This is a genomic window from Mycolicibacter sinensis, assembly GCF_001667945.1.
Classification (GTDB): Bacteria; Actinomycetota; Actinomycetes; order Mycobacteriales; family Mycobacteriaceae; genus Mycobacterium; species Mycobacterium sinense_B.
On sequence record NZ_LZJK01000078.1, the window covers coordinates 1 to 25,433 of the forward strand.

Below are 25,433 nucleotides of genomic sequence, written 5' to 3' on the forward strand. Positions count from 1 at the left end.
AGCACCGATGTGGTCGGCGGTGTCGAGGTGACCCTGGCCGACCGGGACTGACCGGCATCGCGGGCCATTTTGGCCGGGGGGCTCGGGTGCGGTAATCTCGGCGCTCGGTCGTAGTCGACATTGGGCCTATAGCTCAGGCGGTTAGAGCGCTTCGCTGATAACGAAGAGGTCGGAGGTTCGAGTCCTCCTAGGCCCACGAGTCCCATCAGGGGCCTTAGCTCAGTTGGTAGAGCGCTGCCTTTGCAAGGCAGATGTCAGGAGTTCGAATCTCCTAGGCTCCACAAGCTTGTCAAATCTTGGGTTGCGACTCCACGCTCGGCGGCCGCGGCGACGGCTCCTCGGCCCCGTTCGAGCGGCGAACCAGCAGCACCACCCCACCGGCCAGCAGCGCCGCCCCGGCGACGCCGGCGATCACCCAGGAACGCCGAAGCCGCCGACGCCGCGGCTCGCCGTACGCGAGTACGTCGGGCAGCCCGGAGACCACCTCCTGCGCGGCGGCCAGCTCCCGCGCGGCGGCGTCGGCGGCCTCGGCGACGTGGTCGGCCAGCCGGCTCTCCCGGTAGCGCCGGCGCAGTTCGACCGCACCGCGCTGCACCGCGGCCCCCCCGAGCCCGACAGCGCCCCGGGCTACGTCGACCGGCCCACCGGCGGTGTGTGCCAGGCCCCGGGTCAGGCGTTCGCGGTGGGTCAGCTGGTTCTGGGTCGACAGGCGCATGAGAGCAACGCTACCCGTGACGCAGCCCACTACGCCGCGAATGGCACACTGTGATCCCATGACCACCAGCCCCATTGCCACCGCAACCGCCACGCTGCACACCAACCGCGGCGATATCAAGATCGCGCTGTTCGGCAACCACGCTCCCAAGACCGTCGCCAACTTCGTCGGGCTGGCCCAGGGCACCAAGGAGTACTCGACCACCAACGCCTCCGGCGGCTCATCGGGCCCGTTCTACGACGGCGCGGTGTTCCACCGGGTGATCAGCGGCTTCATGATTCAGGGCGGCGACCCGACCGGCACCGGTCGGGGCGGGCCCGGATACAAGTTCGAGGACGAATTCCACCCCGAGCTGGTGTTCGACAAGCCCTACCTGCTGGCGATGGCCAACGCCGGCCCCGGCACCAACGGCTCGCAGTTCTTCATCACCGTCGGCCAGACCCCGCACCTGAACCGCAAGCACACCATCTTCGGTGAGGTCGTCGACGCGGACTCGCAGCGCGTCGTGGACGCCATCGCCACCACCGCGACCGACCGCGCCGACCGGCCCACCGAGCCCGTCGTCATCGAATCGGTGACGGTTTCCTAAAACTTGCGTCAGCGGCCGGTGTAGCCGGCCGCTGCCAGCGCGTCGAACACCTCGCGCGGATCCGTGCCCAGATCCCACCGGGACAGGATCAGCAGCTCGTCGGCGTTGGTCTCGATCTCCAGCAGCCGCTGCGTGCGCCCGATCCGCTGGAACTCCGTGACGCGGACCCGGGTGAGGCTGCCCGGCGCCAGCAGCCGGGTGCGCCACCAGCCGCGCAGGGCCAGACCTTGAGCGGTCAAGGCCAGCTTGGGTCGGGCCCGCCAGGAGAGCCCGGCAAACACCAGCATGCCGACCCCGGCAATGCCGGCCAGAACACGTCCGGGCAGGTCTGTGGCGACGGTCACAGCACTGATAGCTAACACCACGCCGGCAAGCGCGCAACCAGCGATTCCGGCGGCGGGAGGCGACCATTCCATTTGCTGGTGCCCATTCTCAGACAAGGCGACCTGCGATTTCAGAGTTATTCACAGGGGTTGTCCACAGTGGGGATAAATCACATCGTTGTGATTGAGCAACCGCTTGGTTACCCGGCTGGCATCGCCGACCCCGCGACATAACCAAAACCCGAGGCCAGGGCCGCTCAACGCCACCGCATCGTGAGCAACAGCCCGGCGATCATGAAAGCAAACGCGATCGCGTAGTTCCACGGCCCCAGTTCACTCATCCAGTTGAGCGCCGCGGGGGTGTCGAGCCCGGTAGCCGCCAGCTGATACACCATCAGCCACACCAGCCCGAACAGCATCAACCCCAGGAACAGCGCGACGAACCACACGCTCGACGGCCCGGCTTTGACTTTGACCGGGGTACGGCTCACCGCCGAGGGGCTGAAGCTGGTCTTCTTGCGAACCTTCGACTTGGGCATCGGTACCTCGGGACAGTGCGGCGGTGAAGCTGCGAGTATTGGGTCGGTACGAGATTAACCCAGCCGGGCAACCCGCCGAGAATTGGAGAGCCGATGGAGGTCCCTTCCGGGCGTCGCTCCCCTTGGCGCATGGGCGTGCCCGTGGTGTGCCTGCTGACCGGGTTGCTGCTGGCGGCCACGCACGGCGTGTCCGGCGGAAAGGAGATCCGCCGCGGCGACGCGCCCCGCCTGGTCGACCTGGTTCGCGCCACCCAATCCACCGTGGCGGAGCTGACCGACCAACGGGACGGTCTGGCGTCCGCCGTGGCATCGGTGCACGGCCGCGGGGCCGGCGCGGCGCTGTCGGCGATGCGCCACCGCACCGACCAGATGGCCGAGGCCGCCGGCCTGGAGGCGGTGCACGGACCGGGCCTGGTCGTGACCCTCACCGACGCCCAGCGGGACGCCAACGGCCGGTTTCCCCGCGACGCCTCCCCCGACGATCTGGTGGTGCACCAGCAGGACATCTCCGCAGTGCTCAACGCGGTGTGGAGCGCCGGCGCCGAGGCGGTCCAGATGCAGGACCAGCGGATCACCGCCGAGTCGGCGCCGCGGTGTGTCGGCAACACCTTGCTGCTGGGCGGCCGCACCTACAGCCCGCCCTATGTCATCACCGCGATCGGCGACCCGGCCGCGATGCAGGCGGCGCTGGCCGCTGCTCCCCTGGTCACGCTGTACAAGCAGTATGTGATCCGGTTCGGCCTGGGCTACAGCGAACAGGTCGGCACCGATCTGCAGGTGGCCGAGACGCCCGGGCCCGCCCGGATGCGCTACGCCGTCCCGGCCGGCCCGGTCGACTACTGAAGCCCGGTAGCCTGTGAGCGTGCGGATCCTGGTCGTCGACAATTACGACAGCTTTGTGTTCAACCTGGTGCAGTACCTGGGCCAGTTGGGCGTGCAGGCTGCCGTCTGGCGCAACGACGACGCCCGCCTGGCCGATCCGGCCGCCCTGGACAAAGTGGTCGCGGATTTCGACGGGGTCCTGCTCAGCCCCGGCCCGGGCACCCCGGAACGCGCCGGGGCGTCGATTGCCCTGGTCGGCGCGTGCGCGGCGGCACGGATCCCGGTGCTGGGAGTGTGCTTGGGCCATCAGGCGATCGGCGTCGCCTTCGGCGGCACCGTGGGCCGGGCACCGGAGCTGCTGCACGGCAAGACCAGCACCGTCTTCCACACCGACACCGGTGTGTTGAAGGGGCTGCCGGACCCGTTCACCGCCACCCGCTACCACTCGTTGACGATCCTGCCCGAGACGCTGCCCGCCGTTTTGGAAGTCACCGCGCGCACCCGCGGCGGGGTGATCATGGGGGTGCGGCACACCGAGCTGCCCATCCACGGGGTGCAGTTCCACCCGGAGTCGATCCTCACCGAGGGCGGCCACCGGATGCTGGCCAACTGGCTGGACTGCTGCGGCTACCGGTGCGACGAGGCCCTGGTGCGCCGATTGGAGGACGAGATCGCCGCCACGGTGCAGACCGCGCGGGTGGGCACGCCGGTGATCGCAAGCGGGGCGTAGTCCGGCGCAGCGGGAGCCGGTGGTAGGACCCAGCTACTGGCCGAAGCGCAGGGTGATATTGCCGTCGGTGTTGACGCCCTGGCCCGCGGCCGGGCTCTGGTAGAGCACCCGGTTGTGGCCAGAGCCGCCCGCGTCGACGTCGGCGCCCTTGATCAGCATCCCGGTCCAGCCCAACGCGCGCAGCTGCGGTTCGGCATCGGTCCAGAACATCCCGGTCAGATCCGGCATGACGAACTGGTTGCCGCGCGACACCCGCAGCTCGATCACCCCATCGACGGGCGCGGTCTCCCCGGTCGGCGGGCTGGTGGCGATCACCTCGCCGGCCGGACGCGGGCTGTCCACCGTCACCTCGGTGATCTTGGTGAAGCCGTAGACGGTCAGGTTCTTACTTGCCAACTCCACGGTCTGGCCGGTGACGTCGGGAACCGGCTTGGTGGCCGGGCCGCTGCCGATCACGATCACGATCTCGTTGGTGACCGCGGTGGTCTGGTTGGCCGGCGGGTTGGTGCCGACCACCTTGTCCTTCAGCTCCGGGGTCGACGGCGAGTTGACCTGCTTGAACTTGCCGAACCCGGCAGCGGTCAGCTTCTTGACCGCCTCGGCGTAGCTCAGCGACGCCACATCGGGCAGCTGGCGCTGCTCGGGCCCGTAGGAGATGTTGACGGTGATCTTGTCGCCCTTGTTCGCCGGGGCACCCGCCGGCGGGTCGGTGCTGATCACGTGATCCGGCGGCACCTCGGAGTCGGCGCGCTGGTCGGTGCGGGTCTTGAAGCCCTTGTTCTGCAGTTCGGCGATCGCGTCGACCGACGCCCGACCGCGCACATCGGGAACCTGGATCTGGTGGGTGCGTCCGCCGAAACTGTTGATCGACACCGTGACGATGACGGTCAGCACCGCCAGCACGATCGCGGCGACCAGCCACCGCCCCACCGAACCCGGCCGCTCCTGACCGAAGTCGAGTTCTTGGCGCGGCAGCGGGTCGGTGTGCGCTGCGTGGGCGTCGCCGGGCCGGGCCGCCATCATCGAGGCGCGGTCGGCGTCGGTGAGCACCCGGGGGGCCTCGGGCTTCTCCCCGTTGTGCACCCGCACCAGGTCGGCGCGCATCTCGGCGGCGGTCTGGTAGCGGTTGTCCGGGTTCTTCGCCAGCGCCTTGAGCACCACCGCGTCCAGGTCGGCGGGCAGGCCGGGCAGGCGCTGCGACGGCGGCACCGGGTCTTCACGCACGTGCTGGTAGGCCACCGCAACCGGCGAGTCGCCGACGAAAGGTGCATCGCCGGTGAGGATTTCATACAGCACGCAGCCCAGCGAATACACGTCGGAGCGGGCGTCGACGCCCTCGCCGCGGGCCTGCTCGGGGGACAGGTACTGGGCGGTGCCGATCACCGCCGCCGTCTGGGTGACGCTGTTGCCGGCGTCGGCGACCGCGCGGGCGATGCCGAAGTCCATCACCTTCACCGCGTTGTGCTTGTCGATCATGATGTTGGCGGGCTTGACGTCGCGGTGGATGATGCCGTGCTGGTGGGAGAAGTTCAGTGCCTGGCAGGCGTCGGCGATCACCTCGATGGCGCGGGTGGGCGGCATCGGGCCGTCGTTGTGCACGATGTCGCGTAACGTGACGCCCTCGACGAGCTCCATCACGATGTAGGGCAGCGGACCGGCCGGGGTCTCGGCTTCGCCGGTGTCATAGACCGCGACGATCGCCGGGTGGTTCAGGGCGGCAGCATTCTGCGCCTCCCGCCGGAACCGCAGATAAAAGCTCGGGTCGCGGGCCAGGTCGGCGCGCAGCACCTTGACGGCGACGTCACGGTGCAGGCGGGTGTCGACCGCGCGGTGCACCTCGGACATGCCGCCGAAGCCGAGGATCTCGCCGAGTTCATAGCGGTCGGAGAGCCGCTGCGGGGTGGTCATCGTGAATTCCTGGTCCAGGTCCAGCCGGAGGAGTGCGCGGGGGGCCCCGCGGGGTGCGACTCAGAGGTCGACGACTCGATCGGGGGTCCACCGGTGTCGGTGACGGTGGCCGGCGCCAGCGAGCCGCCCGGACTCTTGGCGTTGACCACGATCAGCACCGCGATGATGATCGCCAGCGTGCCCAGCACCCCAGCCGCCCACAGCAACGCGCGCTGCCCGGCGGTGAAGGCGCGCCGCGGCGCGGGCGGGCGGTGATTGCCGGTACCGGGCCGGGCCCGTCGTGCCGCGGTGGCGCGTGCCGACACCGGGGGCGCGACCCGGGTGGCGGCCGTCGACGGGATCGCCGACGGCGCGGCCCGCCCGGGCGGCAGCGATTGGCTGGGCCGGGGCGGTCGCCGGCCCGAGCGCACCGCGGCGACCGCGTCGGCGAATGGGCCGCCGCTGCGGTAGCGCATGCCGGGATTCTTGGCCAGGGTGATCTCGATGAGCTCCCGCACGTTGGGCGGTAGCTCGGCCGGCAGCGGCGGGGGCGGCTCCTTGATGTGCTTCATGGCGACGGTCAGCGCGCCGTCACCGGTGAACGGGCGGCGCCCGGACAGTACTTCATACCCGACGACACCCAGGGAGTACACATCGCTGGCCGCGGTGGCGTCCTGCCCGAGCGCCTGCTCGGGGGCGATGTACTGGGCGGTGCCCATCACCATGCCGGTCTGGGTGACCGGCGCGGCGTCGACGGCCTTGGCGATGCCGAAGTCGGTGATCTTCACCTGGCCGGTGGGCGTGATCATGATGTTGCCCGGCTTGACGTCGCGGTGCACCAGCCCGGTGCTGTGCGCCACCTGCAACGCACGGCCGGTCTGCTCCAACATGTCCAGGGCGTGCCGCAGCGACAGGCGGCCGGTCCGTTTGAGCACCGAGTTCAACGGCTCGCCGTTGACCAGCTCCATCACTAGGAATGCGGTGCGGCCCTCACCGTCGAGATCGGTCTCGCCGTAGTCGTGCACACTGGCGATCCCCGGATGGTTGAGCATGGCGGTGTTGCGTGCCTCGGCGCGGAACCGCTCGATGAATTCGGGGTCGGAGGAGAACTCGGGCTTGAGTACCTTGACCGCCACCCGGCGGCCCAGCCGATTGTCGACGGCCTCCCACACCTGCCCCATGCCGCCGGTGGCGATGAGTCGCTGCAACCGGTAGCGCCCGGCCAGCGCCGCGCCGACCGCCGGACTCATGATCGCCCCTGGAGTGCGGCTTCGATGACGGCCCGGCCGATCGGTGCGGCCAGCGCGCCGCCGGTCGCGGCCAGGCGGTCGCCGCCGTCCTCCACGACGACGGCGACGGCCACCTTCGGGGCGCTGGCCGGGGCGAAAGCGATGTACCACGCGTGCGGCGGAGTGTTCCGCGGATCGGGACCGTGCTCGGCGGTGCCGGTCTTCGACGCGATCTGTACGCCCGGGATGGCCCCCTCCTGCTGGGTCACTTTTTCGGCGTCGATCATCAGTTCCGTAAGCTTAGCCGCGACCTGCGAGGACACCGCACGGCGTTGTTCGCGCGGTTGCGTCGTCGCGATCCCGGCCAAGTCCGGCCCCTCCAGCCCCTCGACCAGGTAGGGCTGCATGGTCAACCCGCCGTTGGCGATCGTTGCTGCGATCACCGCATTCTTCAGCGGCGTCACCGCGACATCCTTCTGGCCGATGCTGGTCATTCCCAGTGCGGCGGCATCGCGGATCGGGCCGACAGTGGACTCGGCCACCTGCAGCGGGATGGGTTCGGGCGTGATGTCCAGCCCGAACCCCTGGGCGGCGGTGCGCAGGGCATCGGCCCCGGTGCGCAGCCCGAGCTGGACGAAGGCGGTGTTACAGGATCGGGCGAACGCCACCCGCAGCGACACGGTCGCCTCGTTGCCTTCGCAGGTGTTGCCGCCGAAGTTCTCCAGCTTGACGGTGCTGTCGGGCAGGGCGATGCGCGCCGCGTTGGTCAGCTGCTCGTTCTCGCCGACGCCGGACTGCAGCGCGGCCGCGGTGGTGATCACCTTGAATGTCGAACCCGGTGGGTAGGTCTCGCTGAGGGCGCGGTTGGTCAGCGGCGAGCGGGGGTCGTCGCGCAGCCGCTGCCAGGCCTGGCCCTGTTGCGCCGAATCGTGCGAGGACAGCTGGTTGGGGTCATACGACGGCGCCGAGACCAGCGCCAGGACCTTGCCGGTGGACGGCTCGAGAGCCACCACCGCACCGCGGCAGCCGCCGGCGCAGCCGTTGCGCATCGCCTCCCAGCCGGCCTGCTGCACCCGGGGCCGGATGGTGGTCTCCACGGTGCCACCGCGGGGACTGCGGCCGGTGAAGAAGTCGGCCAGCCGCAGCCCGAACAGCCGCGGATCTGACCCGTTGAGCACGGTGTCCTCGGCCCGCTCGAGGCCGCTGCTGGAGTAGCGCAGCGAGTAGAACCCGGTGACCGGCGCGTACACCGCGGGGTCGGGATAGATGCGCTGGTATTTGATCCGGTCGTCGGTGGCGACCGAGTAGGCCAACAGTTGTCCGGCGGCGGTGATCTGGCCGCGCTGGCGGGAGTATTCGTCGAGCAGCACCCGCTGGTTGCGTGGGTCGGCGCGCAGCCCGTCGGCGGCGAAGACCTGGGTCAGGGTGGCGTTGCCCAACAGCAGCACGATCAGCGCCATCAGGGTCATCGTGACGCGGCGCAGGGAGGTGTTCATACGCGCTCGATCACCGCCGTGCCGGTATCGCCGATCGAGGGCGTGCGCTTCGGCTGGGTGCTCAGCGGCCGGCGGGCGGCGTGGGAGACACGCAGCACGATCGCCAGCAGCACATAGTTGGCCAGCAATGACGACCCGCCGTAGGACAGCCAGGGCGTGGTGAGCCCGGTCAGCGGAATCAGCTTCGTGACGCCGCCGACCACGATGAACAGCTGGATCCCCAGGGTGGCGGCCAAGCCGGCGGCCAGCAGTTTGCCGAAGCTGTCGCGGACCGCGATCGCCGTCCGCATGCCGCGCACGATCACGATGGTGTACAGGATCAGCACCCCGGCCAGCCCGACCAGACCCAATTCCTCGCCGAACGCGGCGATGATGAAGTCCGTCGACGCCGCGGGCACATAGCCGGGCTGGCCGTTGCCCAGGCCGGTGCCGAAGATGCCGCCGGTGGCGAAGCTGAACAGCGACTGCACCATCTGGTAGCCGACGCCCTCGGGGTCGGCGAACGGATCCAGCCAGGTCTGCACCCGCACCCGGACATGGCTGAACATGAAGTAGGCGGCGATGCTGCCGAACGCGAACAGCAGCAGCCCGATCACCATCCAGCTGAACCGGCGGGTGGCCAGGTACACCATCACCAAAAACGAGGCGTACAGCAGCAGCGACGTGCCGAGATCCTTCTCGAAGATCATCACCCCGACCGAGATCACCCAGGCGGCCAGCAGCGGGGCCAGGTCGCGTGGGCGGGGCAGGTTCATCCCCAGCACGTGTTTGCCGGCGCTGGTGAACAACTGGCGTTTGGACACCAGCACCGCGGCGAAGAAGACCAGCAGCAAGATCTTGGAGAACTCCGCGGGCTGAATCGAGAAGCCGGGCAACCGGATCCAGATCTTGGCGCCCTGTCGTTCCGAGAGCGAAGCCGGCAGCAGGGCGGGGATCACCAGCAGCACCAGGCCCACCAGCCCGCAGACGTAGCCGCTGCCGGCGAGCCGGCGGTGGTCCTTGAGCAGTTCGAGGACCAAGGCGAACACGATGACCCCGACCAGCGTCCACAGCATCTGGGCGCTGGCACCCGGGCGGGTCCCGGCGCCGTCGAGCCCGGCACCCAGATCGATGCGGTGGATCATCACCAGTCCGAGGCCGTTGAGCAGCGCCACCACCGGCAGCAGCAGCGGGTCGGCGTAGCGCGCCGAGCGGCGGATGACCAGGTGCGCGAAGGCGAACAGCAGCAGAAACGCCGCGCCATAGCCGACCAGATCCCAGCGCAGACCCTGTTCGTGGCCGGCCTCGACGATCAGCATCGCCACCGCGATGATCATGGTCGCAAAGCACAGCAGCAGCAGTTCGGCGTTGCGTCGATCCGGCAGCGCCGGGGTCAGCGCCACCGGCGGCTGCGGCGCTGTGCTCAATTTGCGCCGCTCCTGCTCATCGCTTCGCATCACCCGCTCCGCATCGTCGCCGGCGCGGGTCATGAGGCCGCCCGGCAGTCGGTCCCCGGTTCGGGCGGGGCCGGCGGCAGGTTGGTCAGCGTGGGCAGGTGTGGCACCCCGGAGGCCGAGGTGGGCTGCGGCGGGCCGGGCCGGGGACCCGTCGGGCCCGGGCCGGGATCCGGCGCGCGGGAGGTTGTCGCACCGCTGCCGCCCGCCTTGCCCGCGCTGGTACGTGCCGGGCACGGCGGTAGCAGGGAGTCCCGCGCCAGGTTGCGCAGCTGGGTGATCGCGTCGTCGAGGGTGCCGGCGGGCAAGCCGTTGCTGACCTGCTGGCGGGCCGGCAACCGCAGATCCTGCAACGTCATCAGCCGGCAGGCCAGCTTGTCGCCGGACTGGCTGAAGCTGATCTGCACCAGATCGCCGCGGCTGTCGAGGCAGCCGAGCAGGTAGGGCTCCTGCAGCGGCACCCTCAGGATCGAACCCTGCACGCCCCGCATGATCGCCACGGTGCCGCCGTAGGCGGTGACGTAATAGTTGGTGCGGACGATCGCCCGCCCGATCAGCAGCGCGGCGGCCAGCAGCGCCAGCAGCAGTATCGCGATGAGGATCTTGCGGCGCCGCGACCGGGGCGGTGCGGCCAGGGTCTCGATCCGGGGCAGCACCCGCTTGGCGACGGTCTTGCGCGGGGAGATCGCCGAAGCCCGTCCGGCGGCGGTGTTGAGAACGGTGGTGTGGTCGTCGTCGTTGTCGGAGACCGCCCCGGCCAGGATCGGCTGGGTCTGGCCGTAGTCGACGTCGACGACGTCGGCCACCACCACCGTGACGTTGTCGGGTCCGCCGCCGCGCAGCGCCAACTCGATCAACCGCAGCGCGGCATCGTTGACGTCGGGAATCTCCAGCGCCTCATGGATGGTCTCGGTGCTCACCGGGTCGCTCAATCCGTCGGAGCACAGCAGGTAACGGTCGCCGGCCTGCGCCTCGCGCATGATCAGCGTCGGCTCCACCTCGTGACCGGTCAGCGCCCGCATGATCAAGGACCGCTGCGGATGGCTGTGCGCCTCCTCGGCGGTGATGCGCCCCTCGTCGACCAGGGTCTGCACGAAGGTGTCGTCCTTGGTGATCTGGCTGAGTTCGCCGTCGCGCAGCAGGTAGCCGCGCGAGTCGCCGATGTGGGCCAACCCCAGCCGCGGGCCGGCGAACAGGATCGCGGTCAGGGTGGTGCCCATGCCCTCAAGTTCCGGATGCTCCTCGACGTAGGCCGCGATCGCCGAGTTGCCTTCCTGCACAGCGGATTCCAGTTTCGCCAGCAGGTCACCACCGGGCTCGTCGTCGTCGAGGTGGGCCAGCGCTGCGATCACCAGCTGGGAGGCCACTTCGCCGGCGGCATGTCCGCCCATACCGTCGGCCAGGGCCAGCAGGCGGGCCCCGGCGTAGACGGAGTCCTCGTTGTTGGAGCGCACCAGGCCGCGGTCACTGCGGGCGGCGTACCGCAGAACCAGGCTCACCGGCGGAGCTCGATCGCGGTCTTGCCGATTCGTATCGGCGTCCCGATGGGAACCCGTACCGCTGTGGTCACCTTCACCCTGTCAAGGTAGGTGCCGTTGGTCGAGCCGAGGTCTTCGACATACCATTCCGACCCTCGTTGAGATAGTCGGGCGTGCCGGGTGGACGCGTAGTCGTCGGTGAGCACCAGCGTGGAATCGTCGGCGCGGCCGACCAGAACCGGCTGATCGCCGAGCGCGATCCGGGCTCCGGTCAACGGTCCCTCGGTCACCACCAGGTGGCGTGCACCGGTGCGTGGTTGACGCGATGGCAGCAGCACGCCGCGGATCGACAGGCCGCGGCGCACCATCACCGCGCCGGTCGGCGCGTAGATGTCGGTCCGCAGTATCCGCAGCACCGACCAGATGAACAGCCACAGCAACGTCAAAAAACCGGCTCGCGTCAGCTGCAGCACGAGTCCCTGCATCCGGCGTCCTCTCCGTCCTTGCGCCGTCCATGTCGTGCTCATCGCGCGGAGCACTTCGGCAAAGTCACGATACTTGGACGTGGGTGGCCGTAGGGCGAAGCGGGAGCGCTTCGCTATCTACCAGGCGGCGTGGCTCCGGTTGTCCCTAGTGAACCCGGACGATGATTTCGGAGTGACCGAGCCGGATCACGTCGCCGTCGGCCAACTGCCATTCCTGGACGGGGGCGTTGTTCACCGTGGTGCCGTTGGTGGAGTTGAGGTCGGACAGCAGAGCCACCCGCCCGTCCCAGCGAATCTCGAGGTGACGGCGTGACACCCCGGTGTCCGGCAGCCGGAACTGGGCGTCCTGGCCGCGACCCACCACGTTGGTGCCCTCGTGCAGCTGGTAGGTCCGGCCACTGCCGTCGTCGAGCTGCAAGGTGACCGTGGTCGGAGCCGAGTAGGCGCGCTGGCCGTAGCCGCCGCCCGGAGCGTCATAGCCGCCCGGCGCCGGGGGCTGACCGTAGTCGTAGCCCGCTTGCGATTCGCCGTAGCCGCCCTGCTGGCCGTAGTCGTAGCCGGCCGGGGCGCCCTGCTCGCCGTAGCGGTAGTCGGGCTGGCCGTAGTCCTGCCGGCCGTACGACGGCGCGCCCTGGTCGTAACCGCCCTGGTCCGGGTAGGAGGGGCGCTGCTCGGGCTGGGCCTCGGGGTAGGCCCCCGGCTGGGAGTAGTCGTCGTGGCGGACCGGGGGGCGCTCGTAGTCGCCGTACCCGTGCTGGCCGCCGCCGCCCGGGTATGCCGGCGGAGGCTGCTGGTGCGGGTAGCCCGGGTCGTAGCCGGTGGGGGCGCCATAACCGCTCGGCGGGCGCTGCTCGTAGGACTGCGGGTAACCGCCGCTCTGGCCGCCGGGGTAGCCACCCTGCTCGGGGTAGCCGCCCTGGTCGGGGTAGCCACCCTGCTCGGGGTAGCCGCCCTGCTCGGGGTAGCCGCCCTGCTCGGGCCGCCGCGGCGGGGCATAGCCACCCGGGCCGCCCTGGCCGCCCGGGCCCTCGGGGTAGGCGCCGACGCGCTGGTCCTGCTGGTAGGGCTCGGGCTCCGGGGCGTAGTGGCCACGGGGGTCCTGACCGCCGCGGGCGTCGTCGGCCGGGCGGCCGTAACGCGGGTCGTAATAGTCGTCGCCGGGACGGTCCTGTTGCCCGTGGGCGCCGCGGTAGCTCGGGTTTTCGGTCATCGGTGGCACTCCTGATTCTGCGGTAAACGCATGATCTGATTGTGGCGGGCGGGATTCACTGACCGTCTGGTGGGGGCGGGCGTCCGGATTGACAGCTCCCCGCGTGCGAACCTGACCGGTACGCAGACTCGGTGACTGTTCGAACCGGACAACCACATCACCATACGTTTGCCACCCCTGCTCGCCGATATATCCCGCTAAATGCCGGGCGAAGGCCTTCGACGTCAAACCCTGGTCGGCGCCCACATTGTCGTAGTCGTCCACACCGAGGGTAATGACGTATTCGTTCGGTGCCAAAAGCTGATTTCCGGCCAACGCCCGCACCCCCGCGGCGGCCTCCCGCCGCAGCGCGGCCTCGACCTCCTCGGGGACGACGGCCCCGCCGAAGACCCTGGCCATCGCATCCTCCACGGCGGATTCGAGCCTGCGCTCGATGCGCTGAACCAGCCCGCGCTGGCTGTCCATCCGCTGCCGCCTCACTCGCCGCCGTCAAATCGTCGTGCCGGGGGACGCGTCGCTGCGGCGTGTCGCTGCGCTGCATCCGCCCTGGACATGGTATCGACCCGGTATGCCGCCGCGGCACCCTTGTCCGGCGGAGAATCGGATAAGAGCAGGTCACGAAGGGGTCACGGCAGCCTGCGCTACGGTGGGCTGCGGATACCGAACCGGGTCGGAAGCACCCGTCGGGAGCCGTGATAGGCTCCCCCGGTCGCTCGGGCGAGTGGCGGAATGGCAGACGCGCTGGCTTCAGGTGCCAGTGTCCTTCGGGACGTGGGGGTTCAAGTCCCCCTTCGCCCACAATTTTCGTTCGGCAGCACCCCGGCCTTCTTCGGCCGGGGTTTTCTGTTTGCTGGGCCGGTTGCGGAAACGGGCTGCACCAGGCGCCCAGCGCTAGGGACCCGCCCCCGGCGCCTGCCGCAGCCCCGGCAGCACGTACCGGCGCAGATGCCGTCGCACCGCCGCCGGGTCGTCGGGATCGATGTGATTGCCCGGGACGCTGCCCAGGCTGATCATCACCCGGGCAATCCACTCGCTGGCCTCCGGCAAGTCGGTGTCGCGGTGGATGTCCCCGGCGGCGGCGGCCGTCTCCAAAAACGGATACCAGAACGCCGCAAGGTCGGGAACCAGGCCACGTACCCCGGCTCCGGCACACGCGGTGAACTCCTCCGGTTCCGCGGTGCGCAGCCGCATCAGCAGCGTGCCCGGATCGTCGTAGGCGCGGCGGCCGATCTGCACGCCGGCCACCAGCTGCTCCTCGAAACCGGGCAGCGTCGACAGCTCGGCGCGCGATTGCGCCCAACTGGTCTCGATGAGCCGGATGATCGCGGCGCCGACCAGCGAGGGCTTGTCCGGGAAGTTCCGGTACAGCCAGGCGCGGGACACCCCGGCGCGCTCGGCGACGTCGATCATCGTCGTCGCCCGGATCCCCTTGTCGGCCAACAACTGCTCGGTCGCGTCCAGCAGCCGATCGGTTGTCGACGACACCGATCCCGGCTTTGCGTCCACGAGGCACCTCCTGGCCGGCAAGCCTAACAAGGGAGTAGACAGATTCGAAGATCTGTGTACTATTGCCACCCATTAGGTAGACACTTCGTCCGAACCTGTCTACTCCCCCGACGCCGGAGGTTCACCCGTGTCCGCACCTCGCACCGCGATCATCGGCGCCGGCATCAGCGGCCTAACCGCCGGAAAGATGTTGTCGGACTACGCGATCGACTACACCTGCTTTGAATCGTCCGACCGGATCGGCGGCAATTGGGCGTTCGGCAATCCCAACGGGCATTCCAGTGCCTACCGGTCGCTGCACATCGACACCTCCAAGCACCAGCTGTCTTTCAAAGACTTTCCGATGCCTGCCCACTATCCGGACTTCCTGCACCACACGCTGGTCAAGGAGTACCTGGAGTCCTACGCCGAGGCCTTCGCGCTCAAACGCCACATCGAGTTCGACACCGAGGTCGCCCACGCCCAGCGGCTGCCCGGCGGTGGGTGGGAGCTGGAACTGGCCGGCGGCCAGCGCCGCCGCTTCGACCTGTTGGTGGTCGCCAACGGCCACCACTGGGACCCGCGCTACCCCGACTTTCCCGGCGAATTCAGCGGGCAGACCCTGCACGCGCACCACTACATCGACCCCAAGACACCGCTGGAGTTCACCGGCAAGCGCATCCTGGTCGTCGGCCTGGGCAACAGCGCCGCCGACATCGCCGTGGAACTGTCGTCGAAGGCGCTCGACAACGAGCTGACCTTGTCAACGCGCTCGGGCGCCTGGATCGTGCCGAAATACCTGGCCGGCAAGCCCGCCGACAAGTACTACCGCACCAGCCCCTACCTGCCGTACTCCTGGCAGCGCAAGTTCGCCCAGTGGGCCCAGCCGCTCATCGCCGGCCAACCCGAGGACCTCGGGCTGCCGACACCCAACCACAAGTTCTTCGAGGCACACCCCACCCAATCGGTGGAGTTGCCGTTGCGACTGGGATCCGGCGACGTCATCGCCAAGCCCAACATCAGCCGATTAGACGGCGACAGAGTGCATTTCACCGACGGCACCAGCGGCCCGTACGACGTCATCATCTACGCCACCGGCTACAACATCACCTTCCCGTTCTTCGACCCGGAGTTCATCAGCGCACCGGACAACCGGATCGACCTGTACAAGCGGATCTTCTACCCCGGCATCGACGACCTGGTGTTCGCCGGATTCGCCCAAGCCACCCCGACGCTGTTTCCGTTCGTGGAGGCCCAGGCCCGGCTGATCGGCGCCTATGCCGCCGGCCGCTACCGGCTGCCGCCGGTCACCGAGATGCGCCGGGTGATCGAGGCCGACATGCGTAAGTACACCGGCCACATGCTCGACCGGCCCCGGCACACCCAGCAACTCGATTACTTCCTCTACGAACACGACCTGCGCACCGCTGAGATCCCGCGCGGCGCGCGGCGGGCCGCCGAACTCGGCGCGCCGGCCTGGGCGGGGGTGCACACGATGGGAGCATCTGCGTGAACACGGTCCGTTTCGACAGCGGCGGCACCAGCTGTGTCGGCCGGTTCTTCCCGGCCGCCGCGGGGCGCAACGACGGCGACGGGGCTCCGGTGGTGGTGCTCGGGCACGGCTTCGGCGGCACCGTCGACTCGGGACTGATCCCGTTTGCCGAACGACTGAGCGCCGCCGGCTTCGCCGCCTTCGCCTTCGACTACCGCTATTTCGGAGCATCCGACGGCCAGCCGCGACAACGGTTTTCGATCAAAGAACAGCTCGCCGACTTTCGCGCGGCCTGCACCGCGGCGGCACGCCGGCCCGGTGTCGATCCGCAGCGGCTGGTGGTATGGGGCGTCTCGCTGGCCGGTGGGCACGTCTTCGAGGTGGCCGCCACCACGCCCGGCGTGGCGGCCGCCGTCGCGCTGACCCCGCTCGTCAGCGGACCGGCCGCCGCCGTCGCGGCGCTGCCGCACCACCGACCGTCGACGTTGCTGCGCTCGACGCTGACCGGCTGGCGCAGTGCGCTGGCCCAGCGGGCAGGCCGCGGGCCCGCGACGATCCCACTGGTGGGCCGGCCCGGTGAGCTGGCCACGCTGACCGCCGAGGGCTACTACGAGGCCTACCTCGCGATGGCCGGGCCCACCTGGCGCAACGAGGTCGACGCCGGAGTCGGCCTGCAGTTGGGCGGCTACCGCCCGGCCGCCAAGCACGCCGCGGCGATCCGCTGCCCGATGCTGGTGCAGATCGCCGACTTCGACCGCGGTGCTCCCCCGCAGGCCGCGGCGAAGGCGGCGTTCGCCGCCCGCGCCGAAGTCCGGCACTATCCGTGCGACCACTTCGACGTCTTCGCCGGCGGCGACTGGTTCGACCACGTCGTCGATCACCAGATCGCCTTTTTGGCCAGGCATCTGGCCGTACCGACCGCTACCGTCACGGGTTAGGAGGGCGCGATGGCCGAGACGATGCAGCAACTGCTTACCGAACGCGCAGACGCCGACGGGCCGGCAGTGCTCTACAACGATGCCCGCGGCGGGCAGCTCCGCTGGAGCTGGCGCGAATACATCGCCCGCGCGGCCCGCCATGCCGCCGCGGTGCTCGCCCGCGCCGATACCGACCGCCCGATGCACGTCGGTGCACTCTTGGGCAACACACCGGCGATGCTCACCGCGGTGGCCGGCGCCGCGCTCGGTGGCTACGTGCTCTGCGGGGTCAACGACACCCGGCGTGGTTCGGCGCTGGCCGCCGACCTGCGCACCGCCGACGTGCAGATCCTGCTGGTCGACGCCGAACACCGCCCGCTGCTGCAGGGCGTCGACCTGACCGGCGTCGCCGTCATCGATGTCGACGACGCGGCCTGGCAGCAGACGTGCGACGGCGCCGGCGAGCTGACCCCGCACCGGCAGGTGCAAGCGAGCGACCCGTTCATGCTGATCTTCACCTCCGGCACCAGCGGCGACCCGAAAGCCGTGCTGGTCAACCACCTGATGGTGCTGGTCGCCGGGCAAGCCCTCACCGAACGGTTCGGCCTGGGCTCCGACGACGTCGTCTACCTGTCCATGCCGTTGTTCCACTCCAACGCGATCGCCGCCGGCTTCGGGCCCGCGGTCGCCGCCGGCGCGGCGATGGCCCCGGCCAAGTTCTCCGCCTCGCGCTTCCTCGCCGACGTCCGGGGCTACGGCGCCACGTACATGAACTACGTCGGCAAGCCGCTGGCCTACGTGTTGGCCCACCCCGAGCAACCCGACGACGCCGACAACCCGCTGCGAGTCGCCTTCGGCAACGAAGCCTCCGAACGCGACATCGGCGAGTTCGCCCGGCGGTTCGGCGTCCAGGTCGTCGACGCCTTCGGCTCCACCGAGAACGCCGTCACCATCACCCGCGACGAGGGCACCCCGCCCGGCTCGGTGGGCCGCGGGTTTCCCGGGGTAGCGATCTACCACAGCGATCCCGTCGCCGAATGCGCGCCCGCGATCTTCGACGAACACGGGATGCTGACCAACCCCGACGAGGCGATCGGGGAACTGGTCAACACGACCGGCGCCGGCTTCTTCTCGGGCTACTACAACAACGAGGCCGCCACCGCCGAACGGATGCGCGGCGGCATGTACTGGTCGGGTGACCTGGCCTACGCCGATGCCGACGGCTGGATCTACCTGGCCGGGCGCACCGCCGACTGGATGCGGGTCGACGGGGAGAACCTCGCGGCCGCGCCGATCGAACGCATCCTGATGCGGCATCCCGACATCAACCAGGCCGCGGTGTATGCGGTGCCCGACGGTAACGTCGGCGACCAGGTGATGGCCGCGCTGGTGTTGCGCGACGACGCCGGACTGACCCAGGACGAGTTCACCGATTTCCTTGCCGCCCAAGAGGACCTGTCCCCCAAGGCGTGGCCCCGTTACGTCCGTCTGATGGCGCAGCTGCCGGCGACGGCGACCAACAAGATCCTCAAACGGCTGCTGGTCGCCGAGGGCAGCGAGGTCGGCGCGGACCCCCTGTGGGTGCGCCCCGACCGACAACGCGCATACCTTGCGGCGACGGGATCACCGGCATGACCGGGCGCGCCCCCGTCGCGCTGATCGTCGGCGGCGCCTCGGGAATCGGCCTGGCCACCGCGCACGCCTTGGCCGCGCGCGGTGACCACGTGGTGATCGCCGACATCAACGCCGAAGCAGCCCAGCAGCGGGCGGCCGAGATCGGCGAATCGGCCAGCGCCGTGGCCGCCGACGTCACCGACGAGGACAGCGTCGCCGCGGCGTTTGCGGCCGCCTGCACGGCCGGACCGCTGCACACCGCGGTCAGCTGCGCGGGAATGTCGATCATCGGCGCCATCCCCGACATCGAACTGGCCGGCTGGCAGGCCACCATCGATGTCTGCCTGACCGGCACCATGCTGGTGATCAAGCACGCGGCCCGGGCCCTGCAAGACGGCGGCAGCATCGTCGCGGTCTCCTCGCTCAATGGCCGGCAGCCCGGGACCGCGATGGCCGCCTACTGCAGCGCCAAGGCCGGGGTGAACATGCTCATCCAGGTGGCCGCCCTGGAGCTGGCCGCCCGCGGCATCCGGGTGAACGCGGTCTCCCCCGGTCTGGTCGACACTCCCCTGGTCGCCGGGCTGGCGATGGTGCCTGGGCTGACCGATGAGTACCTGGAGAACACCCCGCTCGGGCGGGCCGGAGTGCCCCGCGACATCGCCGACGCGGTGGAGTTCTTGACCTCCGAGCGCGCCGCCTGGATCACCGGGTCCGCCTTCGACATCAACGGCGGCGCGCATCTGAAGCGCTACCCCGATGTGCTCGGCAAAGTGCAAGCCCTAGCTGAAGGATGACCCCATGCGCAGTGTGGTAATCGATGCGCCCGGATCGATCCGGGTCGACACTCGCCCCGAGCCGGTGTTGCCCGGCGCCGACGGTGCTGTGGTCGCGGTGACCGCGACCGCGATCTGTGGCTCGGATCTGCACTTTTACGAGGGTGACTACCCCATCGTCGACCCGGTACCGCTGGGCCACGAGGCGATCGGCACCGTCGTCGAGGTCGGCCCCGAGGTGGCCTCGGTGCGCGTCGGTGACCGGGTGATGGTGTCCTCGGTGGCCGGCTGTGGGCACTGCGCCGGGTGCGCCACCCGGGACCCGATCCGCTGCCATTCGGGTCCGTTGATCTTCGGCTCGGGCGCCCTCGGCGGTGCGCAGTCGGAGCTGCTGGCGGTGCCGGGAGCCGACTTTCAGCTCGCCCGCATCCCCGACGGGCTATGCGACGAAGAAGCCCTGCTGCTCACCGACAACCTCGCCACCGGCTGGGCGGCGGCGTTACGCGCCGACATTCCAGTGGGCGGCACCGTGGCCGTCATCGGGCTGGGGGCAGTGGGGCTGTGCGCGGCGCGTAGCGCGCTGTTCCTCGGCGCGGCAACGGTTCTCGGCGTCGACCCGGTGCCGCAGCGCCGCGAACGGGTGGTGGCCATGGGGATCACCCCGGCGCAGCCGTCGGCGACGGCCGCGGCGATGGAGCTGACCGGCGGGCGTGGGGTGGACGCGGTGATCGACGCGGTCGGCTCCGATGTGACGATGTCGGATGCGCTCACCGCGGTGCGGGCCGGCGGAACGGTGTCGGTGGTGGGAGTACATGACTTGGCGCCATTTCCGTTCCCGGCGTTGCCGGCGCTGGTGCGCAGCATCACGTTGCGGATGACCACCGCCCCGGTGCAGCAGACCTGGCCGCAGCTGATTCCGCTGCTGCAGTCCGGCCGGCTCTCGGTGGACGGCATCTTCACCACCGAGATGCCGCTGGATGCGGCGGCCGACGCCTACCGGGCTGTGGCCGCCCGCTCCGGGGATGTGGTCAAGGTGCTGCTGACGCCGTAGCGCGGGCGGTCAGCGGGAACGACGTTGACAGTGTGCAGCGCTGTGATCACAGCCACGGGCTGCTGGTCGCGTCGGCGACGGGCCTTCCTGAAGCCGTTCCTCACCTAGCCACCGCGCGCCGGCCGCGGCCGCAGCCGCACCGGCGGCAGGGGCGGGGCGGGCAGCCGATCCAGCCGGCCCCGGTAACCGGTGACCGCACCGAAGCGTTCGTCGCCGTCTTGCCACTGCCGCCTGAACTCGACGACCTCCTCATGGCTGCGGCCGATGAGGTTCCACCACAGCACCAACTCCTCGCCGAACGGCACCCCGCCCAGTAGCAGCACCCGGGCGGGAAAGTCACCGGTATTGCGCAGCGGCAACACCTTTCGACCTGGCCCCTGGTAGCCCACCGCGCCCACACCGACAGCGGCCCCGCCCAGGGCGACCGCGCCCCGGTCACACAGCACGCCGTGCTCGAACGCGGGATCGACGTCGAGCACGAGTTCGCTGCGGGGGTCCAGGTCGACTTGGGCGCCGAGCAGGGGAGTGAAGGACGGCACCGGGGAGCGGCGGCCGGCCAGCTCGCCGAGAAACACCTGCGCCGTGCCGCCGGGCAACGAAACCGGTTCGGGGACAAAGTGGTTGAAGGCACGCCCGGTGAAGCGCGCGGAGTCCGGCAGCGCCACCCACAGCTGCACGCCGTGCAGGATCGGCGCGTCGACGGAGACCTCCGAATGACAGATGCCCGCACCCGCCGTCATCAGGTTCAGCTCGCCAGGGCGCACCAGCGCGTGCACCCCGGCGCTGTCGCGGTGTTCGACCAGCCCGCTGAACAGCCAGGTCGCCGTCTGCAGCCCGGTGTGCGGATGGGGCGGCACGTCCATGCCGCCATCACGGCCGATGTCATGGGGCCCGTAGTGGTCGATGAAGCACCAGGCGCCGATCAGCGAGCGCTGCCGCTGCGGCAAGGTGCGGCGCACCCGCATGGCACGCGGGCCGCCCAGCGGCACCTCGCGCGGGTGCAGTACCTCAATGCCGTCGGCCGGGCCTGCGGCACAGGCGAATTCAGCAGAGTCGGTCTCCAGGTTGCTCACACCGTCCACCTCCGCGCCGTGCACCAAGCCGCGCCGGTGACACTACCGCTCACGCCGCAGTGGGGGAGCCGATCCCGCCGGAGGGCAGGTGAAACACCGCAGCTGTCACCGGCAGCTGCTCACCTTCGTGGTTGGCCAGCAGCGTCTGGTTGTCGGGCAGCTCGCGCGCGTTGATCTCCCCGGCGGCGATCGCCCGCAGGGTGGCGTGGGCACGGGCGAGTTCCGCGCGCTTGCGGTACTGGCCGCCGGGAAGCTTCACGCCGGCCCACACCCCGTATTCCTCGCTGCGTTCGACGGCGAGAGCGGCGCACCGGCGCTGTTGTGCCAGCGGGCAGCGGCGCAGGCACAGCAGCCGCGCCTCGATCGAGGACTGTTCGTAGGCCCGGGCCTTGGCGGCCCCGTCGGCCCCGTCGGCGTCGGGGTAGCCGAACCACAGTTCCGGGTTCGTGGAGCAGGGCGGTTCCATGGGACAGCCTCCTTCTGGAAACAGAGCGAATAACGTAGATAGAAACGTATACACCTGAAGGGGTCTAGCGCAAGCGAAAGGGGATAAAAACATATATGTAAGTAGAGATGGCCGAGGCTGTGTAGTATCCGGACATGGTCGGGGCGCAACGATGAGCCGCGAATCGGCGGGCGCGGCCATTCGGGCACTGCGTGAGGCGCGGGACTGGTCGCTGGCCGAGCTTGCCGCCGCCACCGGCGTCAGCATCATGGGCTTGAGCTACTTGGAGCGCGGCGCCCGTAAGCCCCACAAAAGCACTGTTCAGAAGGTCGAAAATGGTCTCGGCTTACCGCCGGGCACCTATTCCCGGCTCTTGGTTGCCGAAGATCCCGACGCCGAACTGGCGCAGCTGATGTCCACGAGCGGACCCCGGATGACGCCCGCACGGCCCGCCGGAACCGTTGTCGTCGACCGCCACAGCGACACCGAAGTGCTGGAGGGATTCGCCGAGGCGCAGCTCGACGCGTTGCGTTCGGTGATCGCTCGACTGCCGTCGGAAACATCAGACGAATACGAGACGTATATTCTTTCCGTGATCGCGCAGTGCGTGAAGGCGGAGATGCTGGCGGCGAGTTCCTGGCGCGTAGCCGTGAACGCGGGCGCGGATCATGCCGGCCGGCTCATGGCGCACCTGCAGGCCCTGGAGGCCACCCGCGCCGAGCTGCTGCAGCGTATGCCGACCAGCTTGACCGCCCGGTTCGATGAGGCGTGCGCGCGGTCGTCGCTGCCCGAGCCAGTGATCGCGTCGCTGCTCGGTGTGAGCGTCGAGGAGATGTGGGACATCCGCAACAAGGGCGTCATCCCCCCGGGCGCGCTAGCCCGGGTGCGCGCGTTCGCCGAGGGAGAGAGGCAACCATGACCGACGGCGATGTCGAGGTACTGAACCGTGCCTACCGGCTGTTCGCGGCCCACCCGCAGCCGGTGTCCTTGGATGCGCGGCTGGATCGTTATGTCGATCTGCTCGAACGAACCGCGCAGTTGGATACCGGCCCGGGCCATGAGCGTTACCGGCAGGCGGTGCTCGCCCAGCGCAACCGGTTGCTGACCAACGCCCGCACCGATGCCGCCGCAACGGCCCTGCTTGCCGCCGCAGTCGCCGACCATGCCCGGGCCGGACAGCAGACCAAGGGTGTCGTCGCGGCGGCCCGTGCCGACGCGGCCGTCGTCGCCGATACCCCGCTGGCACAGCGTGAGGCGATGCGCCGACGAGCAGCACGGTTGCGTGCCCAACGAGCCCACGTGCTGCTGGCCCGACACCGCGCACAGGCACATCGAGCAGGGCTGCGACGACTCCGCTACCGGACACGGGGCCGGACGCCGAACTTGAATCAGTTGCGGCTACCCAATACTCGTGCCGGGTTGGCGGTCCGCGCCGCGTTGTCGCGGCTCGGGAGGCCCTACGTGTGGGGTGCCACCGGCCCGGACCGATTCGACTGCTCGGGGCTGACCCAGTGGGCCTACAAGCAAGCCGGTGTGCCGCTGTCGCGCACCACGTACACCCAGATCCACGACGGAATCCCGGTGCCGCGCTCCGCTATTCGCCCTGGCGATCTGGTCTTCCCCAGCACCGGTCACGTCCAGCTGGCAATCGGCGGCAACATGGTGGTCGAAGCGCCGCATGCCGGAGCGAGTGTCCAGATCAGCCCGCTGGGCGCGCACGTGGCGATTCGGCGCCCGGTGCCGTGACCGCCCTGTCCACACCGGTCCGGCGGGTGAATTGTCGGCGCACCGCGGCATCGGTACAGTCACCGGCCATGGAGCGGTCAGTACCTGAACAGCGGCCTGTCGCACCGGTGTTGGGCTGAGGACATGACGTCCCGCGACGATGTGCTCGACGCGATCCACCGGATCGAACGGGCCGGCGGCGCGGGCGATGCGACGCGCATGGCGCAGGCGGCGCTGACCCTGCCCCTTCCCGAGGCGGGTTTCGCCCGCATCCTCGACGGACTGCAACCGGCTCAGGCGGCGGCGGTCCAAGAACAGCAGGGGCGTGCGGTGCAAGCGATGAAGACCGCCGAAGCCGCACTGGCGCAGCAGCTGTCGGCGACCGCGGAGTTCGATCGGCAGATCATCGAAGCGCTCCAGCACGCGCATAAGACCACCCTGGAGGGCCGTCGGCGACTGGACAATCTGCAGATCGAGATCGTCGGCGCCGCCCAAGCCTGGGACCTGAGCACCGCCGCCGGCGCCCGGGAGTTCCAGCGGTTCTTGATCGCCAAACTCGCCGCGATCATCCAAGTGGTCGAAGAGGCCAACGATGACGACATCTCCAAACAGGCGCTGGCCACCGCGTTGACGGCACTGTATGCCACTCAGACCGACCGTGAAACGCCGGCGCCGGTCGGGCGTGCGCCGGACCCTGACGACGATCCGGCATTGCTTCGCTCCGCGCCGGGTGGCGATGAGGACCCCTACCTCGATCCGCTTCCGGAAGACGAAGCGGAGGCGGATTACCCACTGTCACCGGAGCGGACGGCGGAGGCGCCGGCGATGCCGACAGTCCCCGGCCTCGGCGGTGAGGGCCCGGGATTCGGCGCGATGCCTGCTGCCATGCCTGCCGGGTTTCCGTCTGCCGGATTGCCATTCGGCCCGGTCGGCGGCGATGCACCCGCCGACGATGAGGTCGAACCGGAGCAGATGTCGCCGGCCGACGACACCGCCGCAGCCGAGGATGACGAGACCGATGACGACAGCCTGCCGGAAACCCCGCACGACGACGGCCCCGTCACCGTGACGCTGCCCGACGGTGCGACGACCGCCATCGCCGATCCGCGACTGGCTGCGGCGATGCAGGCCGCCGCCGACGGAACGCCCGTCGCAGAGGCGTTCCGCCGTCAGGGGATTGACATTCCACCGCCCGGCATCCCGGTGACGGCACCGGTCGACCAAGCCCGGCTGCGGCCCGGTGACATCGGGGTGTTCACCGACCGCCATGCGGTGGCCGTCGGGGACGGCAGGGCACTGCTCGACGGACAGCTCCACCTCGCCGCTAACTTGCGCGGTCCCGGATTCCTGGGCTGGCAACATCTGCGAATCGAGGACCACACCGGGACCGGTGAACCGGCCCCGACCCGGCCGGCCGGGCTTTTGCGAGGCCCGCGAGCTTGAAAATCCGCGTTCCACCCGTCATCGTCGATTAGCCAGGGAGGTAGGAGATGCCAGAGAAGATCCACGTCGATCAGGCGGTTCTGACCAACGCCGCCGGGAACCACCAGCAGGCTTCGGATTACCTGGCCACCGTCGCGGCATCCCACGAGGGGATCCGGACGACCCTGAATGCGCTCGGCCCGATCTACGGCGACTTTCGCCAGGCGGCCGGCTCGTTGCTCGACGCCCGCAAGAACTGCTACGACGATCAGTCGAGCGAGCATTCGCAAGTGTCGGACAATCTGAACCGGGCTGTGGCAACGTGGAACAAGCATGAAGACGACTCCGCCGCGGCCTTCCGGCACCTCACCGACGGGCGCTGATGACTGAACCGAATCCGGCGTTCGATACCACCCATCCGAGCGGTGATGTGCTGTTCCGGTCCTGCCGCGGCGGCTATCTGCACAGCGTGGTGCTGAGTGAGGCGGCCATGTCGGCCG

Annotated in this window: 26 protein-coding genes and 3 tRNA genes; 16 read left to right on the plus strand and 13 right to left on the minus strand. The window is 69.7% G+C overall.

Annotation, left to right across the window (positions count from 1 at the left end; translation table 11 throughout):
• The first annotated feature begins 122 nt into the window (after positions 1–122).
• Positions 123–196: transfer RNA gene (locus tag A5694_RS10880), tRNA-Ile, on the plus strand.
• Positions 197–208: 12 nt separating this feature from the next.
• Positions 209–281 (plus strand) — tRNA-Ala (locus A5694_RS10885).
• Between the two features lie 8 nt (positions 282–289).
• Here the strand turns inward: A5694_RS10885 and cwsA are convergent.
• Positions 290–715, minus strand: coding sequence for a cell wall synthesis protein CwsA (gene cwsA, locus A5694_RS10890; protein WP_064921854.1), 426 nt, complete (start codon positions 713–715; stop codon positions 290–292).
• A 40-nt stretch (positions 716–755) separates the two neighbouring features.
• Here cwsA and A5694_RS10895 point away from each other — a divergent pair, with 40 nt between their 5' ends.
• Entirely contained in the window at positions 756–1,304 is a 549-nt protein-coding gene (locus A5694_RS10895) for a peptidylprolyl isomerase (protein WP_082952624.1), read from the plus strand.
• A gap of 8 nt (positions 1,305–1,312) precedes the next feature.
• On the opposite strand, the gene A5694_RS10900 is transcribed toward A5694_RS10895, so the two are convergent.
• Entirely contained in the window at positions 1,313–1,720 is a 408-nt protein-coding gene (locus A5694_RS10900; RefSeq protein ID WP_064921856.1) for a PH domain-containing protein, read from the minus strand.
• A gap of 164 nt (positions 1,721–1,884) precedes the next feature.
• Positions 1,885–2,166 carry a cell division protein CrgA gene (crgA, locus tag A5694_RS10905; RefSeq protein ID WP_064921857.1) on the minus strand — a complete coding sequence of 94 codons (282 nt, stop codon included), beginning with the start codon at positions 2,164–2,166 and terminating at the stop codon, positions 1,885–1,887.
• A gap of 93 nt (positions 2,167–2,259) precedes the next feature.
• On the opposite strand from crgA, the gene A5694_RS10910 reads away from it, so the two are divergent.
• Together A5694_RS10910 and A5694_RS10915 are read left to right on the plus strand one after the other, a co-directional pair.
• Entirely contained in the window at positions 2,260–3,009 is a 750-nt protein-coding gene (locus tag A5694_RS10910; protein ID WP_064921858.1) for a DUF881 domain-containing protein, read from the plus strand.
• Positions 3,010–3,028: 19 nt separating this feature from the next.
• Entirely contained in the window at positions 3,029–3,718 is a 690-nt protein-coding gene (locus A5694_RS10915) for an aminodeoxychorismate/anthranilate synthase component II (protein ID WP_064921874.1), read from the plus strand.
• Between the two features lie 33 nt (positions 3,719–3,751).
• Here A5694_RS10915 and pknB read toward each other — a convergent pair whose 3' ends face one another.
• The 7 genes from pknB to A5694_RS10950 all read right to left on the minus strand — a co-directional run bounded on the left by pknB (position 3,752) and on the right by A5694_RS10950 (position 13,401).
• Positions 3,752–5,626, minus strand: a complete 1,875-nt coding sequence (gene pknB, locus A5694_RS10920; protein ID WP_064921859.1) for a Stk1 family PASTA domain-containing Ser/Thr kinase — start codon at positions 5,624–5,626, stop codon at positions 3,752–3,754.
• Positions 5,623–6,855 carry a protein kinase domain-containing protein gene (locus A5694_RS10925; protein WP_064921860.1) on the minus strand — a complete coding sequence of 411 codons (1,233 nt, stop codon included), beginning with the start codon at positions 6,853–6,855 and terminating at the stop codon, positions 5,623–5,625. The genes pknB and A5694_RS10925 overlap by 4 nt, the downstream gene beginning before the upstream one ends.
• On the minus strand, positions 6,852–8,330 hold the full coding sequence (gene pbpA, locus A5694_RS10930; RefSeq protein WP_064921861.1) for a D,D-transpeptidase PbpA: 1,479 nt from the start codon (positions 8,328–8,330) through the stop codon (positions 6,852–6,854). Before pbpA ends, A5694_RS10925 begins: the two co-directional genes overlap by 4 nt.
• Positions 8,327–9,766: an FtsW/RodA/SpoVE family cell cycle protein gene (locus tag A5694_RS10935; RefSeq protein ID WP_428844270.1), complete on the minus strand. Its 1,440-nt coding sequence runs from the start codon at positions 9,764–9,766 to the stop codon at positions 8,327–8,329. The genes pbpA and A5694_RS10935 overlap by 4 nt, the downstream gene beginning before the upstream one ends.
• A 29-nt stretch (positions 9,767–9,795) precedes the next feature.
• Complete coding sequence (locus A5694_RS10940) at positions 9,796–11,262, minus strand: PP2C family protein-serine/threonine phosphatase (protein ID WP_064921862.1); 1,467 nt, start codon at positions 11,260–11,262, stop codon at positions 9,796–9,798.
• Entirely contained in the window at positions 11,259–11,726 is a 468-nt protein-coding gene (locus A5694_RS10945; RefSeq protein ID WP_064921863.1) for an FHA domain-containing protein FhaB/FipA, read from the minus strand. The genes A5694_RS10940 and A5694_RS10945 overlap by 4 nt, the downstream gene beginning before the upstream one ends.
• Before the next feature lie 145 nt (positions 11,727–11,871).
• Positions 11,872–13,401: an FhaA domain-containing protein gene (locus tag A5694_RS10950; protein ID WP_064921864.1), complete on the minus strand. Its 1,530-nt coding sequence runs from the start codon at positions 13,399–13,401 to the stop codon at positions 11,872–11,874.
• A gap of 250 nt (positions 13,402–13,651) precedes the next feature.
• Between A5694_RS10950 and A5694_RS10955 the strand changes: the two genes are divergently transcribed.
• Positions 13,652–13,734 (plus strand) — tRNA-Leu (locus tag A5694_RS10955).
• Between the two features lie 93 nt (positions 13,735–13,827).
• Here the strand turns inward: A5694_RS10955 and A5694_RS10960 are convergent.
• Positions 13,828–14,442 carry a TetR/AcrR family transcriptional regulator gene (locus A5694_RS10960; protein ID WP_064921865.1) on the minus strand — a complete coding sequence of 205 codons (615 nt, stop codon included), beginning with the start codon at positions 14,440–14,442 and terminating at the stop codon, positions 13,828–13,830.
• Between the two features lie 127 nt (positions 14,443–14,569).
• Here A5694_RS10960 and A5694_RS10965 point away from each other — a divergent pair, with 127 nt between their 5' ends.
• The 5 genes from A5694_RS10965 to A5694_RS10985 are packed head-to-tail and all read left to right on the plus strand — an operon-like array spanning position 14,570 to position 20,268.
• Complete coding sequence (locus A5694_RS10965) at positions 14,570–15,934, plus strand: flavin-containing monooxygenase (protein WP_064921866.1); 1,365 nt, start codon at positions 14,570–14,572, stop codon at positions 15,932–15,934.
• A complete protein-coding gene (locus A5694_RS10970; RefSeq protein WP_064921867.1) occupies positions 15,931–16,851 on the plus strand; it encodes an alpha/beta hydrolase in 921 nt (306 codons plus the stop codon). Before A5694_RS10965 ends, A5694_RS10970 begins: the two co-directional genes overlap by 4 nt.
• 9 nt (positions 16,852–16,860) lie before the next feature.
• Positions 16,861–18,465 carry a fatty-acid--CoA ligase FadD1 gene (fadD1, locus tag A5694_RS10975; protein WP_064921868.1) on the plus strand — a complete coding sequence of 535 codons (1,605 nt, stop codon included), beginning with the start codon at positions 16,861–16,863 and terminating at the stop codon, positions 18,463–18,465.
• Positions 18,462–19,238, plus strand: a complete 777-nt coding sequence (locus tag A5694_RS10980; RefSeq protein WP_207515986.1) for an SDR family NAD(P)-dependent oxidoreductase — start codon at positions 18,462–18,464, stop codon at positions 19,236–19,238. The genes fadD1 and A5694_RS10980 overlap by 4 nt, the downstream gene beginning before the upstream one ends.
• Before the next feature lie 4 nt (positions 19,239–19,242).
• Complete coding sequence (locus A5694_RS10985; RefSeq protein WP_064921869.1) at positions 19,243–20,268, plus strand: zinc-binding dehydrogenase; 1,026 nt, start codon at positions 19,243–19,245, stop codon at positions 20,266–20,268.
• Positions 20,269–20,372: 104 nt separating this feature from the next.
• Here the strand turns inward: A5694_RS10985 and A5694_RS10990 are convergent, their stop codons facing one another.
• Both A5694_RS10990 and A5694_RS10995 read right to left on the minus strand, forming a co-directional pair.
• Entirely contained in the window at positions 20,373–21,341 is a 969-nt protein-coding gene (locus A5694_RS10990) for a pirin family protein (RefSeq protein WP_064921877.1), read from the minus strand.
• A gap of 49 nt (positions 21,342–21,390) precedes the next feature.
• Complete coding sequence (locus A5694_RS10995; protein ID WP_064921870.1) at positions 21,391–21,807, minus strand: WhiB family transcriptional regulator; 417 nt, start codon at positions 21,805–21,807, stop codon at positions 21,391–21,393.
• A 151-nt stretch (positions 21,808–21,958) separates the two neighbouring features.
• Here A5694_RS10995 and A5694_RS11000 point away from each other — a divergent pair, with 151 nt between their 5' ends.
• From A5694_RS11000 to A5694_RS22555, 5 genes are all read left to right on the plus strand, one after another.
• Complete coding sequence (locus tag A5694_RS11000; RefSeq protein ID WP_064921871.1) at positions 21,959–22,705, plus strand: helix-turn-helix domain-containing protein; 747 nt, start codon at positions 21,959–21,961, stop codon at positions 22,703–22,705.
• Positions 22,702–23,532: a C40 family peptidase gene (locus A5694_RS11005; RefSeq protein WP_064921872.1), complete on the plus strand. Its 831-nt coding sequence runs from the start codon at positions 22,702–22,704 to the stop codon at positions 23,530–23,532. Before A5694_RS11000 ends, A5694_RS11005 begins: the two co-directional genes overlap by 4 nt.
• Before the next feature lie 123 nt (positions 23,533–23,655).
• Positions 23,656–24,954, plus strand: a complete 1,299-nt coding sequence (locus tag A5694_RS11010; protein ID WP_082952625.1) for a DUF4226 domain-containing protein — start codon at positions 23,656–23,658, stop codon at positions 24,952–24,954.
• Positions 24,955–25,001: 47 nt separating this feature from the next.
• Positions 25,002–25,316, plus strand: a complete 315-nt coding sequence (locus tag A5694_RS11015) for a type VII secretion target (RefSeq protein ID WP_064921873.1) — start codon at positions 25,002–25,004, stop codon at positions 25,314–25,316.
• Positions 25,316–25,433: DUF2694 family protein (locus tag A5694_RS22555; protein WP_131809561.1), on the plus strand; the 118-nt coding region annotated here is incomplete at its 3' end. The genes A5694_RS11015 and A5694_RS22555, both read left to right, overlap by 1 nt.